Origin of the sequence: Micromonospora haikouensis (assembly GCF_900091595.1) — a bacterium.
Taxonomy (GTDB): Bacteria; Actinomycetota; Actinomycetes; order Mycobacteriales; family Micromonosporaceae; genus Micromonospora; species Micromonospora haikouensis.
Window position 1 is genome coordinate 143,938 of the sequence record NZ_FMCW01000008.1, and the last position, 12,556, is coordinate 156,493.

Sequence of the window (12,556 nt, forward strand, 5' to 3'; positions counted from 1 at the left end):
CGGACGCCCGGCGGCGCGGGCGGCGGGGATCCGGCCGGGCGGCCCAGGTCAGCCGACGACGGCCAGCGGGCTCGGGACCGGGTCGCCGGCGGTGCCCGGGGCCGCCGCGGCCGGGTCGGCCCCCAGCTCGACCACCCGGTTGGCGGCGTCGACGTGCACCACCCGGGGCCGGTACGCCCGCGCCTCGGCGTCGTCGAACTGCCCGTACGAGATCAGGATGACCAGGTCGCCCGGGTGCACGAGGTGGGCGGCGGCGCCGTTGATGCCGATCACGCCGCTGCCCCGCTCGCCGGGGATCACGTACGTCTCCAGCCGGGCGCCGTTGGTGACGTCCACGATCGCCACCTGCTCGCCGGGGAGCAGGTCGGCCGCGTCGAGCAGGTCCTCGTCCACGGTCACCGAGCCCACGTAGTGCAGGTCGGCCTGGGTCACCGTGGCCCGGTGGATCTTCGACTTGAGCATGGTGCGGAACATCGGGGTGCCTTGCCTTTCGCGGGCGGGAGGACGGGTCAGGGTCGGGGGGGCGAGCCGGATCGCCACGTTGTCGATCAGGCGGGTGGTGCCGACCTTGGCCGCGATCAGCAGCCGGGCCGGCCCCGGGGGCGGCCCGGGTTCCAGGTCGGCGTCGGTGAGCGCCACGTAGTCGACCTCGACCCCGGGCGGGCCGTCGCCCAGCGCCCGGTGCACGGCCGCCAGCACCTCGCCGCCGGGCTCGCCCCGGTCGGCGGCCGCCGCGCCGGCCCGCAGCGCGGCGGACAGGGTCAGCGCGGCCTCCCGCTGCGCGGGCGAGAGGTAGCGGTTGCGGCTGGACAGGGCCAGCCCGTCCGGCTCCCGCACGGTCGGCACGCCGACCACCTCGACGGGCACGTCGAAGTCCCGGGCCATCCGCCGCACCAGGGTGAGCTGCTGGTAGTCCTTCTCGCCGAAGAACGCCAGGTCGGGGCGGGTCAGCTGGAACAGCTTCAGCACCACGGTCAGCACCCCGTGGAAGAAGCCGGGCCGGCTCAGGCCCTCCAGGTCGGCGGCGAGCCGCCCCGGGTCCACCCGCACCAGGGGCTCGCCGTCCGGATACACCTCGCCCCGGTCCGGCGCGAAGACCACGTCGGCACCGGCCCGCCGGCAGACCTCCAGGTCCGCCTCCAGGGTGCGCGGGTAGCGGTCGAAGTCCTCGTTCGGCCCGAACTGGAGCGGGTTCACGAAGATCGTCACCAGCACGTGGTCGGCCCGCTCCCGGGCGGCGCGCAGCAGCGTCTCGTGGCCGGCGTGCAGCGCGCCCATGGTCATCACCACGCCGACGGTGCCGGTCAGGGCGGCGCGCGCCTTCGCCAGCTCCGCGCGGGTCCGCACCAGCTCCGTCATGCGTGCCTCACCTCTCGTCGGGTCCCGCCGAGCACGTCGAGCAGCGGCGCGGCGTCCGCCGGGCGCAGCCGGCCCGACGCGATGGCCCGGTCCGCCGTGCGCCGGGCCAGGGCCAGGTAGGCCGCGACCGAGTCGGGCGCGGTCGACGCCAGCCGCTCCAGGTGTCGGCGTACGGTGCCGGCGTCGCCCCGGGACACCGGGCCGGTCAGCGCGTCGTCGCCGAGGCTCAGGGCGTTCTCCAGCGCCGCCCGCAGCAGCGGGGCGAGCACCTTCTCCGGCTGGCCCACCCCGGCGTCGCGCAGCCGGTCGGCCGCCTCGTTGACCAGGGTCACCAGGTGGTTGGCGCCGTGCGCCAGCGCCGCGTGGTAGAGCGGCCGGTCGGCCTCCCCCACCCACTCGGGCACCCCGCCGAGGTCGGCCACCAGCCGGGCGGCCAGCGGGCGCAGCTCGGCCGGCGCGGTCACGCCGTACGAGATGCCGGCGAGCCGGCCGAGGTCGTCGGGCGTACCGGTGAAGGTCATCGCCGGGTGCAGGGCCAGCGGGCGGGCCCCGACGGCGGCGGCGGGGGCGAGGACGCCCAGCCCGTGCGCGCCCGAGGTGTGCGCGACCACCTGGCCGGGGTGCAGCGCCCCGGTCTCGGCGAGGCCGGCCACCACCGCCGCGAGCTCGTCGTCGGGCACGGCGACCAGCAGCAGGTCGGTCGCGGCGTGCGCCACGGAGGTGGCGGAACGGTTGGCGGCGTCGGGCAGCAGCAGGGCGATGCGGGCCTTGGTCGCCCCGGAGACGCCGGAGGCGGCGACCACCCGGTGCCCGGCGGCGGCGAGCGCCGCGCCCAGCACGGCACCGACCCGGCCGGCGCCGAGCACGCCGACGGTCAGCACGCGGGGAAAGGAGAGTGTGGCGCCGCCCGAGGGTGCGGCGGCCCGCGCGGGGGCAGCCGGACGCGGGCGCAGCGGTGCGCTCATGGCAACGATCCAGTCCTCGAAGGGGGTACCGGTCGATGGCAAGTATGCGCCGCGGTGAAGAGGTCGCAACAAGAAGGTGTGAAAACCTTCACCGCCGACGCGGGCCGGGCCGCCGCAGGGTGCCACGGCGGCCCGGCCCGGCCACGGTCACCGGCCGCCCAGGAAGCCGGCGTCGACGAACTTGAAGTCGGTGTCCGGGCGTGCCTCGCCGTCCCCGCCGGGGGTGTCCGGGGTGTTCCGGCCGTCGTGCACCACCAGCAGCCCGCCGGGGAAACCCGGCAGCGGGGTGGCGGTCACCGCCGCGCCGTCGCACTCCTGCGAGCCGTCCACCGCGCCGTCGACCACCGCGAAGCGGCCCGTCGGGCGGCCGGTGCGCCGGTCGTACGTGTGGAACGTGTCGTCGCCCTGCGCGGAAACGACCAGGGTGCCGGTCAGGCGGCCCGTCCGGTAGATCGTCAGCCCTTCCACGTCCTGCGCGATCCGGCCGCCGAACCCGGGATCGGCCGGGTAGTCGGTCACGCAGTCGTCCTCCGCCGGGTCGAACGCGGCCGGCACGCCGTACTCGCGGACCCGCTCGACCAGCTTCGGCGTCCCGGCGAACCGGCCGCCCGCGAGCCGGGTCCGCCACAGGCCCACCTTCTCCTGCGCCAGGTGCACCACGCCGGTGTCCGGGTCCACCACGGTCCCCTCCACCTGCGGGCCGTCGCCCGGGTCGGTGCACGGCGACCAGGCGGTGCCGTCGGGCAGGGTGAACGCCGACGGCAGCGTCAGCCGGTCCACCGGCCGGTAGGTGATCCGCCCGGCGCGCTCGACCAGCCGGAACACCCCCACCTCCGGGGTGCTGCGCCGGCTCACCACCGCGTACGCGGCCCCGGCGGGGTCGACGTAGGTGCCCAGCCCGTACGCGGTGCGCTGCTCGTCGACCTCGCCCTGGTCCCGGCTGAACGCGAACGGCACGCCCGGCGCGGTCACGTCGGTGAGCAGCCGGGTGGCCGGGTCGATGCGGTAGAACCGGAGCTGGTCGCGCCCCCGGTCGGTGACCACCGCCAGGTCGACCCGCTGCCCGCCGAGCCGGAACCCGGCCACCAGGTCGACGTTGTTGAACCGGCCGGACTCGTCGTCCGGGCCCGGGGCGGGCGGGGTGGCGATCGCCTGCCGCTCGCGGGCGGCCAGGTCGTAGACCCGCAGGCCGCCGTTCTTGGCGGTGGCGATCACCAGGCTGCCGGCCCGGTCGGTCGGGTGCACCCAGATCGCCGGGTCGTCGGCGTCGGCGTCGCCGCCGGCTTTGTCGTCGTACAGGCTGGGGGTCTCGGCCACCGCCCGCACCGCGCGCGGCGCGTCGTCCCGGGTGGGGGCGGCGGCGGCACCGGAGGCGGCCAGCAGCAGCGGTACGGCCACCAGCGCGGGGATCGCGATTCGTCTCATGCCCGCAGACCGTAGGGTCGGCACGGTGACGGACCCTGAACGCGGGATGAACTCCACGGCGCTGCGCTGGCGGGACGCGATGGACCGGGCCCTGTACGGGCCGGCGGGCTTCTTCGTCGCCGGGGCGGGCCCGGCCGGTCACTTCCGCACGAGCGCGCACGCCTCCCCGGCGTTCGCGGCCGCGGTGTTCCGGCTCGTCACGCGGCTCGACGCCGCCCTCGGTCTCCCCACGCCGTTCGACATCGTGGACGTGGGCGCCGGCCGGGGCGAGCTGCTGCGTGCCCTGGCCACCCTGGCCGACGAGGCGGCCGGGTCCCTCAGCAGCCGCCTCCGCCTCACGGCCGTGGAACTGGCCCCCCGCCCGCCGGACCTGCCTCCGGCCATCGACTGGACGACCGAGACCCCGACGGGAATCACCGGCCTGCTGTTGGCCACCGAATGGCTGGACAACGTCCCCGTCGACGTGGCCGTCCCCACCGAAACCGGCTGGCGCTACGTGTTGGTGAACCCGAGCACGGGCGAGGAGACCCCCGGCCCCCCACTGACCACAGAGGACCACACCTGGCTGACCCGCTGGCACCCCACCTCCGGCCCCGGGGGGCGGGTGGAGGTGGGGCGGGGGCGGGATCTGGCCTGGGCCGGGGTGGTGGGGTGCCTGCGGCGGGGGGTGGCGCTGGGCGTGGACTACGGGCACCTGCGTCAGGCGCGGCCGGTGGGCGGGACGCTGACCGGATACCGGGGCGGGCGGCAGGTGCCACCGGTGCCGGACGGGTCGTGCGACGTCACCGCCCACGTGGCCATGGACTCCGTCGCCGCCGCCGGGGAGCGGGCCGCCGGGTGCGCGTACACCCTGGTGTCTCAGCGGGAGGCGCTGCTCGCGCTCGGGGCCGACGGCGGGCGACCGCCGCTGAGCCTGGCCGGCACCGACCCGGCCGGGTACGTGCGGGCGCTCGCCGCCGCGTCGGCGGTGGCCGAGCTGACCGACCCGGCCGGGCTCGGCGGGCACTGGTGGCTGCTCCAGCCGGTCGGCGTCGCCGTCGATGCGCTCATGGCACGATGACGGGCATGACCACGGACACCGGTGACCTGCGCGAGCTGACCGTCGGCACCGGGGCCGGCGGGGAGCAGCTCGGCACCGACATGGTGCTCAACATCGGCCCGCAGCACCCCTCCACGCACGGCGTGCTGCGGCTCAAACTGGTCCTCGACGGGGAACGGGTGGTCGCCGCCGAGCCGATCGTCGGGTACATGCACCGGGGCGCGGAGAAGCTGTTCGAGGTGCGCGACTACCGGCAGATCATCGTGCTCGCCAACCGGCACGACTGGCTGTCGGCGTTCTCCAACGAGCTGGGCGTGGTGCTCGCCGTCGAGCGGCTCATGGGCATGGAGGTGCCCGAGCGGGCCACCTGGCTGCGGATGGCCCTGGCCGAGCTGAACCGGGTGCTCAACCACCTGATGTTCCTCGGGTCCTACCCGCTGGAGATCGGCGCGATCACCCCGGTCTTCTACGCGTTCCGGGAGCGGGAGACCATCCAGGCGGTCATGGAGGAGGTCTCCGGCGGCCGCATCCACTACATGTTCAACCGGGTCGGTGGGCTCAAGGAGGAGGTGCCGGCGGGCTGGACCGGCCGGGCCCGCGCCGCCATCGGCGAGGTGCGCCGCCGCCTGCCGGACCTGGACAACCTGATCCGGCGCAACGAGATCTTCCTGGCCCGCACCGTCGGGGTGGGCGTGCTGTCGGCCGCCGACGCCGCCGCGTTCGGCGCGTCCGGGCCCGTCGCCCGCGCCTCCGGGCTCGACCTGGACCTGCGCCGCGACGAGCCGTACCTGGCCTACGACCAGCTCGACGTGCCGGTGGTGACGAAGACCGCCGGGGACTGCCACGCCCGGTTCGAGGTGCTGCTCGACCAGGTGTACGTCTCGCTCGACCTCGCCGAGCAGTGCCTGGAGCGGGTGGACCGGCTCACCGGGCCGGTGAACACCCGGCTGCCGAAGGTGGTGAAGGCCCCCGAGGGGCACACGTACGCGTGGACGGAGAACCCGCTCGGCATCAACGGCTACTACCTGGTGTCGCGGGGCGAGAAGACGCCGTGGCGGCTGAAGCTGCGCACCGCGTCGTACGCGAACGTGCAGGCGCTGGCCACCCTGCTGCCCGGGTGCCTGGTGCCGGACCTGATCGCGATCCTCGGCTCGATGTTCTTCGTGGTGGGAGACATCGACAAGTAACGGGTTTCCCGGTCCTGACCGGCCCGTGCCGCCGGTCAGCGCCAGTGGTCGGCCGGGCGGGCAGCGCCGGCGCGGGGCGTCTCGTCGCGGGGCGGGTAGCCGTACCGCTGCCCGTCGGCGCGCTGGTGCCGGCTGGGCCGGGCCGGCTCGGGTTCCGCCGCGCCCCACTGCTCCGCCGCGCCCCACTGCTCCGCCGCGCCCCACTGCTCCGCCGACGGTGCCTCGCGTGGGGCCGGCGGACGCCACTGCGCCGGCACCGGCACGCCGCCCGCCGGCAGCGCCGGAGAGGCCGGCTCGGACCACGTCCCGCGGTCCCAGTCCGTGCCGCTGCCCGGCTCCGCGCGGCCGGGCCGACCGTCCGGGCCCGCGCCGCTGCGGTCCGCGTCCGGCCAACCGCCGGACCGGTCGGTCCCCGGTCCGGCAGCGGCGGCGTCCCACCAGCGGTCCGCCGGGCCGCCCTCCGGGTGGGGGTCGCCGTGGCGGACCGCCGCCCAGCGGTCCTCCACCCGGTATCCGCTGCCGGTCGCGTCGGCGTGCGCCGCGGCCCGACGCTCACCCACCCGGACCTCCCGGCCCCGGTCGTCGTCGCGTACCTCCGCCCACCGGTCGCCGGCCGCCGCCTCGGACCACTGACCGGAGGCGGCGGGCGCGGGCGGGTACGCGGGGGCGCGGTCCGCCTCGTACCGACCCGCCGCGCCGCCGCCGGCCGGCACACCGTCGTAGCCGCCCCGCGCCTCCGGCTGCACGGGCACGCCCCAAGCCTGGGGGCGGGGGGCGTGGGCCGGCTCGTCCCGGGAGGGTTGCTGCCGCGCCCAGGCGCGGTCGTCGAACGGCTCCGGGTCGACCGGGGCAGGGTCCCGGTGGGCGTCGGCACCCCGCACGTGGGCGGCCGGGTCGGCGTGCCCGGCCCACGACCGGCCCTCCGGTTCGCCGGTCGCCGGTCGTTGGCCGCCGGCCCACGACCGCTCCGGGGTAGGCGGTGACCACCGGTCGTCCGCAGCCGGGGACCACCCGTCGCCGTAGCCTCCGGGAGCCGGGGACCAGCGCTCGCCGCCATAGCCGCCGTAGCCGCCCGTTGCCGGATCCGGCCCGTCGACGACGGTGTGCCGGGTGGTGACGTGCACGGTCTCCGTGTGCCGGACCATGCCGACCGGGCGCGGGGCCGGGGCGGGGGCCGGCGCGGGGTCGGGGGTGGCCGGCTGCGGCGCCCGGATGCCCGGCTCGGCCGGGCGGGCCGACGCGCCGTAGACGCCCGGCTGGGCGGGACGGTCGCCGCCGTAGACACCCGGCTGGGCCGGACGGTCGCCGCCGTAGACGCCCGGTCGGGGCGGGCCGTCCGCGCCGTGACGTGGGGTGGGCCGGGGGCGGTGGCCGGGGGACGCGTCGTCCGGGCGGGCGGGCGCACGGAGCGGGGCCACGGGGGCCGCCTCGGCGTCGCCGGGCGGGCCGGCGTCGGCGTACGTCTCGGCGGGCGCGACCCGGGCCCGGCCCGCTCCCGCCGGCTGCGTGCCCGCCGACTGCACAACCGGCGGCTCGGGGTCGGCGGCGATCCCGGCCGCCGCGGCGTCCAGCCGGCGACGCAGCGCGCCGACCTGTTCCTGGGCCCGCTGGGACGCGTCGAGCGCCTGGTTGCCGCGCTGGGCGGCAGCCACGATCTCGCCACGCAACTCCCGGCGCAGCTGGTCGATCTCGTCCCGCAGCTCCTCGGCCTCGCCGTGCCCGCCCTCGCCGTCGGCGCGCAGCGCGATCGACAGGCCGATCAGCACCACGGCGAGGATCGCCAGCACGGCGGCGAACCGCAGCGGGCCGTTGCCGTCGGCGACCAGCAGGATCAGCGCCGCGACGGGGGCCAGCGCCACGCCGATCCAGAACAGCACGGACAGCAGTCGGGGATCACGCCTGTCGGTGGCGGCAACCGGGGCGGGCATGGATGTGCAGCCTACCGAGAGTTCCGCCTACTGGGAACGCCCTGCCAGCACCGGTCGCCGGGCCCGGTGGGGACACCGGCGACCCGGTGGGCGGGTCAGCTGGCCGCGAGCGCCCCGTCGGACGAGAAGACGAGGCCGACGCTGGCGCTCCCCGTCTTCAGGGCGTTCTTGGTCTGCGGGCCACCCGCGTCCAGCGAGCTGAACGAGCCGGCCTTGAAGTCGTAGACCTCCACCAGGCCCGCCTGGCACTTCGGGCGCTGCGGGCACTCCGGCGGGCCGGCCAGCACGGTCGCGCTGCCGGAGCACTTCGCCGCCAGGTCGGACAGCGTGCCCACCCCGTACTTGTCGGCGAACGCCTTGGTGACGGCGAACGCGTTCTGGTCCTGGGCGGCGGACGGCGTGCCGAAGGCGATGCCGGCCTTCTCGCCGGCGGCCTTGAGGGCGGCGACGGTCTTGTCCAGCTCCGGCGAGGAGACCGGCTGGGCGTCCTTGCCGTTCGCCTTCGTGTTGAGGAACTCGGCCATGGTCGCCGCGTACTCCGGGACGACCTGGATCTCGCCCTTCTCCAGGGCCGGCTCGTAGAGCTCCCGGTTGCCGATCTGCTGCACCTTGACCTGGTAGCCGGCGGCGGTGAGCGCGACGCGGTACAGCTCGGCGATGGTCTGGCTCTCGGTGAAGTTGCCGGCGCCGACGACGATCGTGCCGCCCGACCCCTTGGCGATGCCCTGGGTGACGTTGTTGGCCGTGACGAACTCCTCGGCGGCGACCTTGCTGGTCTTGCGGTCGACGTCGACGGCCTTGTTGAGCGCGATCAGCTTCGGCGTGTCCAGCGCGGCCGAGACCTTGTCCAGCGCCGCGAGCAGCTCCGGGGTGGCCGCCTTGGCGTTGACCGCCGGGATGACGTTGTCGGTGTTCTGGAGCTTCTTGTCGTCGGCGAGGACGACGAGCTGGTCACCGGCGACCGGGGCGCACCCCGCCCCCGACGCCCCCTGCTGCGGGGCCTCGGTGCCGGAGGAGCCGGCGTCGCCGCAGCCGGTGAGGAAACCGGCCGCCGCGAGGGCGCCGACCGCGCCGATGGCCAGCCGTGTACGTGCGCGCATCAAGCCCGCCTTCCGTGTCCCGGCGCGGCCCTCGGGCCGGCCGCGTGTCCGACGGACGATCTCCTGTCGTCGCCCGCGATCTTCCACCCAACATCCTGCCCGCCGGGACCGACAACCCGAGGCGAGGTTCGTCACCGGATCGTCACCCGAGCGTGACCCGGGCCGTCAGCTCCCGGCGACGGCGACGGCGACGGCGTCGGCGGCCCGGCGGTTGGCCCGCCGCCGCGCCGGACGCAGCGGGCGCGGGGTGACCAGCCGCTCGACCAGGGCCAACACCAGCTCGACCAGCATCGCCAGCCCCGCCACCAGCAGACCGCCCGCGATGATCTGCCCGCCACCGGCGGCGATGTCCAGGCCGAAGCCGGCCCGGATGATCTGGCCCAGCCCGCCGCCGTTGACGAACGAGGCCAGCGCGGCCGTCGCCACCACCTGCACCGCCGCCGTGCGGAACCCGGCGGCCAGGTACGGCACCGCCAGCGGCAGCTCCACCCGGCGCAGCACCTGCCCGCCCGACAGCCCCATCCCGCGCGCCGCGTCCCGGGCCTCCGGGTCGGTCTGCCGCACCCCCGTGTACGCGTTGGCCAGCAGCGGCGGCACCGCGAACACGGCCAGCGCGACCACCACGGCGGGCCGGCCGAACCCGAGGAAGGTCAGCGGCAGGATGGTCAGCAGAGCCAGGGTGGGGATCGCCAAAGTGACGTTGGACACCAGCACGACCAGCCCGCCACCCCGGCCGGTGTGCCCGAGCCACAGCCCGACCGGCCAGGCCACCAGGCAGCCGAGCAGCACGGCCGCGGCCGACATGCCGAGGTGCTCGCCGAGCCGGTCGAGGATGCCGCCCGGGTTGGTCCAGTTCAGCGGGTCGTTGAGCCAGAGCACCGCCTGGCCGACCGGGTTGCTCATCGGGCCCGCCCGCGCAGCCAGGGGGTGACCGCCCGGCCGAGCCCGGCGAGGACCAGGTCCAGCACCAGGGCGAGCAGGACGCAGAGCAGCGTGCCGGTCATGATCTCGGCCTTGTAGAAGTTGTTCTGGAAGCCGGCGAAGATGAGCTGGCCCAGCCCGCCCCGGCCGACCACCACGCCGACGGTCACCAGCGCCACGGTCGACACGGTGGCCAGCCGCAGGCCGGTGAGGATGCCGGGCAGCGCCAGCGGCAGCTCGATCCGCAGCAGCCGGCCCCACCGGCCGTACCCCATCCCCTCCGCCGCCTCGCGGACCTCGGGCGGCACCTGGCTCAGCCCGGCGACGGTGTTGCGGACGATGACCAGCAGCGCGTACAGCACCACCACGCTGAGCACCGTCACCGCCCCGATCCCCAGGTAGGGCGCGAGGAACGCGAACAGGGCCAGCGACGGGATCGTGTAGAGCACCCCGGTGAACGCGAGGATCGGGCCGGCGAGGGGGCGGAACCAGTGGGCCGCCACCGCGAGCGGCAGGGCCACCAGGGCGGCGATCAGCACGGCCCGGGCGGTCAGGGAGGCGTGGTCGCGCAGCGCGGCGACGATCGTGTCAGAGTTGTCCCGCACGTACTGCCAGGAGAACCACGGGTTACCCGGGTCGGCCCGGTAGCTCAGGCGGAAGGACATGCGTGGACGTTACCCCGAACACCCGGAGCGGCGCCGGACCCGAGGCGGCCGGGACCCCCGCGGCGGCCATCGCGCTGGAGGGCATCGGCAAGCGGTACCCGGACGGCACCGAGGCGGTCCGCGAGCTGAGCCTGCGGGTGCCGGCCGGCGAGCTGGTGGTGCTGATCGGGCCGTCCGGCTGCGGCAAGTCGACCGTGCTGCGCATGATCAACCGGCTGATCGAGCCGACCGCCGGCCGGATCCTGCTCGGCGACGAGGACGTGACCCGCGTCGACCCGGTCGCGCTGCGCCGCCGCATCGGGTACGTCATCCAGAACGTGGGCCTGTTCCCCCACCAGACGGTCGTGGCCAACGTCGGCACCGTCCCCCGGCTGCTCGGCTGGCCCTCCGACCGGATCCGCCGCCGCAGCGAGGAGCTGCTGGAGCTGGTGGGGCTCGACCCGGGCCGGTTCGGCCGGCGCTACCCGCACGAGCTCTCCGGCGGGCAGCGGCAGCGGGTCGGGGTGGCCCGCGCGCTCGCCGCCGACCCGGTGGTGCTGCTGATGGACGAGCCGTTCTCGGCGGTCGACCCGATCGTGCGGACCCGGCTGCAGGAGGAGTTCCTGCGCCTGCAGGCCGAGGTGCGCAAGACCATCGTGCTGGTCACCCACGACCTCGACGAGGCCGTCCGGCTCGGCGACCGGATCGCCGTGCTCTCCCAGGGCGGCCGGCTGGAGCAGTACGACACCCCGGCGGCCCTGCTCGCCGCGCCCGCCTCCGAGTTCGTCCGGGACTTCGTCGGCGCGGACCGGGGCATCCGGGCGCTGGCGGTCACCCCGGTCACCCGGGAGGCGCTGGAGCCGGCCCCCGCCGACCCGGCCGGGCTGCCGCAGGTCGCGCTGGGCACCTCGGCGTACGACGCGCTCGCGGTGATGCTGACCTCCGGCGCGGACCGGGTGCTGGTGACCGCCGACGGCGGGCCGGCCGGCGTGCTCACCCGGGAACGCGCGCTGGGCGCCGGCCGGGAGGCGGCCTGAGTCAGGCGGGGCGGCGGGGCGGCGCGATGGCGGTCAGGCCCGGCCGCCGAGGCTCGCCGTGCCGATGATCCAGCCGGAGAGGAAGCCGTACCCGGCCCCGGTGCCGGCGGCCTGCAACGCGGCGAGCAGCGACGGGGCGGGCCCCAGCAGCGTGCTCAGCAGCGCAGCCAGGCCGGCGGCCAGCACGTACGCGCCCCAGCCGGAGAAGAACTGGCTCACCGACCCCTGCACCCGGGCCACCTGGGACGCGGGCAGCAGGTAGAGCAGGGCCGCCGCCAGGACCACCAGCAGGATGGCGCGCAGGTCGGTGGCGAGCACGCCCTGCCCCGAGTCGCCGGAGCCGAACCGCCACGCCGGCCAGGCCAGCAGCCGCAGGAACCAGCCGCCGGCCGACCCGGGGTCGGTGTGGTCCTCGGCCCAGCCGACGTACAGCGGGCTGCCGCAGACCGCGACGAGCAGCAGCACCGCGAGGGTGCCGGTGCCGGCCGCGGTCCCGTACCGGCTGACGGGGCCCGACCGGCTGGTGACACCCGAGCGGTTGATGGCGGCCATGAGGCGACCAGTTCCCGGCGCGCCCCGGCGGGCAAACCTGCGGACCACGGTGACCGCGCTCCGGTCAGTGCTTCATCAGGTAGTCGATGAACTTGGCCCGCAGCAGCGGCGCGGACTCCTCGTAGCCGTGCCCGGTGAGCTCCCGCCACAGCGCCGCCGCCTCGTCGATGGTCGGGCCGACGGAGTTCGGCGCGCCGTCCAGCGCGGCGGCCTCGTCGGCGTTCGGCAGGTGGCGCAGCACCGACCAGAAGAACCCGACGTCGCGCCGCTCCCGGGCCGTCGCGAACGCCCGCTCCCGCAGCTCCTCCGTGGAGAGCGCGTCCAACTCGTCGAACGTGTGCCCGCCGGTGCCGGTGGAAGGTGTCTCGGTCATGCCGCCGAGCCTAACCGGCGAGATCA

Annotated in this window: 12 protein-coding genes and 1 pseudogene; 3 read left to right on the forward strand and 10 right to left on the reverse strand. The window is 76.2% G+C overall.

What is annotated here, in order from left to right; translation table 11 throughout:
• Positions 1-48 precede the first annotated feature (48 nt).
• From panD to GA0070558_RS10360, 4 genes and pseudogenes are all read right to left on the reverse strand, one after another.
• Positions 49-474, reverse strand: a complete 426-nt coding sequence (gene panD / locus GA0070558_RS32770) for an aspartate 1-decarboxylase (RefSeq protein ID WP_043965029.1) — start codon at positions 472-474, stop codon at positions 49-51.
• A 45-nt stretch (positions 475-519) separates the two neighbouring features.
• Positions 520-1,359: pseudogene (panC, locus tag GA0070558_RS32775) on the reverse strand (pantoate--beta-alanine ligase); the annotation flags it as partial.
• Positions 1,356-2,324, reverse strand: coding sequence for a Rossmann-like and DUF2520 domain-containing protein (locus GA0070558_RS10355; RefSeq protein ID WP_091278014.1), 969 nt, complete (start codon positions 2,322-2,324; stop codon positions 1,356-1,358). The gene GA0070558_RS10355 and the pseudogene panC, both read right to left, overlap by 4 nt.
• Before the next feature lie 147 nt (positions 2,325-2,471).
• The gene (locus tag GA0070558_RS10360; protein WP_091278016.1) at positions 2,472-3,749 is read right to left on the reverse strand and encodes a phytase; all 1,278 of its coding nucleotides are present in this window, start codon (positions 3,747-3,749) and stop codon (positions 2,472-2,474) included.
• Positions 3,750-3,795: 46 nt separating this feature from the next.
• Between GA0070558_RS10360 and GA0070558_RS10365 the strand changes: the two genes are divergently transcribed.
• Both GA0070558_RS10365 and GA0070558_RS10370 read left to right on the forward strand, forming a co-directional pair.
• On the forward strand, positions 3,796-4,809 hold the full coding sequence (locus GA0070558_RS10365; RefSeq protein WP_091278018.1) for an SAM-dependent methyltransferase: 1,014 nt from the start codon (positions 3,796-3,798) through the stop codon (positions 4,807-4,809).
• Positions 4,806-5,975 carry an NADH-quinone oxidoreductase subunit D gene (locus GA0070558_RS10370; protein ID WP_176734167.1) on the forward strand — a complete coding sequence of 390 codons (1,170 nt, stop codon included), beginning with the start codon at positions 4,806-4,808 and terminating at the stop codon, positions 5,973-5,975. Before GA0070558_RS10365 ends, GA0070558_RS10370 begins: the two co-directional genes overlap by 4 nt.
• Positions 5,976-6,010: 35 nt before the next feature.
• On the opposite strand, the gene GA0070558_RS10375 is transcribed toward GA0070558_RS10370, so the two are convergent.
• The 4 genes from GA0070558_RS10375 to GA0070558_RS10390 all read right to left on the reverse strand — a co-directional run bounded on the left by GA0070558_RS10375 (position 6,011) and on the right by GA0070558_RS10390 (position 10,589).
• Entirely contained in the window at positions 6,011-7,903 is a 1,893-nt protein-coding gene (locus GA0070558_RS10375) for a hypothetical protein (RefSeq protein ID WP_141722193.1), read from the reverse strand.
• 95 nt (positions 7,904-7,998) lie between these two features.
• Positions 7,999-9,003, reverse strand: a complete 1,005-nt coding sequence (locus tag GA0070558_RS10380) for a glycine betaine ABC transporter substrate-binding protein (protein ID WP_091278023.1) — start codon at positions 9,001-9,003, stop codon at positions 7,999-8,001.
• A 165-nt stretch (positions 9,004-9,168) separates the two neighbouring features.
• A complete protein-coding gene (locus GA0070558_RS10385; protein ID WP_091278025.1) occupies positions 9,169-9,906 on the reverse strand; it encodes an ABC transporter permease in 738 nt (245 codons plus the stop codon).
• Positions 9,903-10,589, reverse strand: coding sequence for an ABC transporter permease (locus GA0070558_RS10390; RefSeq protein ID WP_091278028.1), 687 nt, complete (start codon positions 10,587-10,589; stop codon positions 9,903-9,905). The genes GA0070558_RS10385 and GA0070558_RS10390 overlap by 4 nt, the downstream gene beginning before the upstream one ends.
• Before the next feature lie 2 nt (positions 10,590-10,591).
• Between GA0070558_RS10390 and GA0070558_RS10395 the strand changes: the two genes are divergently transcribed.
• Positions 10,592-11,605: an ABC transporter ATP-binding protein gene (locus GA0070558_RS10395; protein ID WP_091278030.1), complete on the forward strand. Its 1,014-nt coding sequence runs from the start codon at positions 10,592-10,594 to the stop codon at positions 11,603-11,605.
• Positions 11,606-11,638: 33 nt separating this feature from the next.
• Here GA0070558_RS10395 and GA0070558_RS10400 read toward each other — a convergent pair whose 3' ends face one another.
• The gene (locus GA0070558_RS10400; protein ID WP_091278032.1) at positions 11,639-12,157 is read right to left on the reverse strand and encodes a hypothetical protein; all 519 of its coding nucleotides are present in this window, start codon (positions 12,155-12,157) and stop codon (positions 11,639-11,641) included.
• A 64-nt stretch (positions 12,158-12,221) separates the two neighbouring features.
• Positions 12,222-12,530 carry a hypothetical protein gene (locus tag GA0070558_RS10405; protein WP_074472273.1) on the reverse strand — a complete coding sequence of 103 codons (309 nt, stop codon included), beginning with the start codon at positions 12,528-12,530 and terminating at the stop codon, positions 12,222-12,224.
• Between the last annotated feature and the right edge of the window lie 26 nt (positions 12,531-12,556).

Excerpts from the sequence above, each read along its gene's own strand:
- panD (WP_043965029.1), bottom strand. The coding sequence starts at position 474 with ATGTTCCGCACCATGCTCAAGTCGAAGATCCACCGGGCCACGGTGACC.
- GA0070558_RS10355 (WP_091278014.1), bottom strand. The coding sequence starts at position 2,324 with ATGAGCGCACCGCTGCGCCCGCGTCCGGCTGCCCCCGCGCGGGCCGCC.
- GA0070558_RS10360 (WP_091278016.1), bottom strand. The coding sequence starts at position 3,749 with ATGAGACGAATCGCGATCCCCGCGCTGGTGGCCGTACCGCTGCTGCTG.
- GA0070558_RS10365 (WP_091278018.1), top strand. The coding sequence starts at position 3,796 with ATGAACTCCACGGCGCTGCGCTGGCGGGACGCGATGGACCGGGCCCTG.
- GA0070558_RS10370 (WP_176734167.1), top strand. The coding sequence starts at position 4,806 with ATGACGGGCATGACCACGGACACCGGTGACCTGCGCGAGCTGACCGTC.
- GA0070558_RS10375 (WP_141722193.1), bottom strand. The coding sequence starts at position 7,903 with ATGCCCGCCCCGGTTGCCGCCACCGACAGGCGTGATCCCCGACTGCTG.
- GA0070558_RS10380 (WP_091278023.1), bottom strand. The coding sequence starts at position 9,003 with ATGCGCGCACGTACACGGCTGGCCATCGGCGCGGTCGGCGCCCTCGCG.
- GA0070558_RS10385 (WP_091278025.1), bottom strand. The coding sequence starts at position 9,906 with ATGAGCAACCCGGTCGGCCAGGCGGTGCTCTGGCTCAACGACCCGCTG.
- GA0070558_RS10390 (WP_091278028.1), bottom strand. The coding sequence starts at position 10,589 with ATGTCCTTCCGCCTGAGCTACCGGGCCGACCCGGGTAACCCGTGGTTC.
- GA0070558_RS10400 (WP_091278032.1), bottom strand. The coding sequence starts at position 12,157 with ATGGCCGCCATCAACCGCTCGGGTGTCACCAGCCGGTCGGGCCCCGTC.
- GA0070558_RS10405 (WP_074472273.1), bottom strand. The coding sequence starts at position 12,530 with ATGACCGAGACACCTTCCACCGGCACCGGCGGGCACACGTTCGACGAG.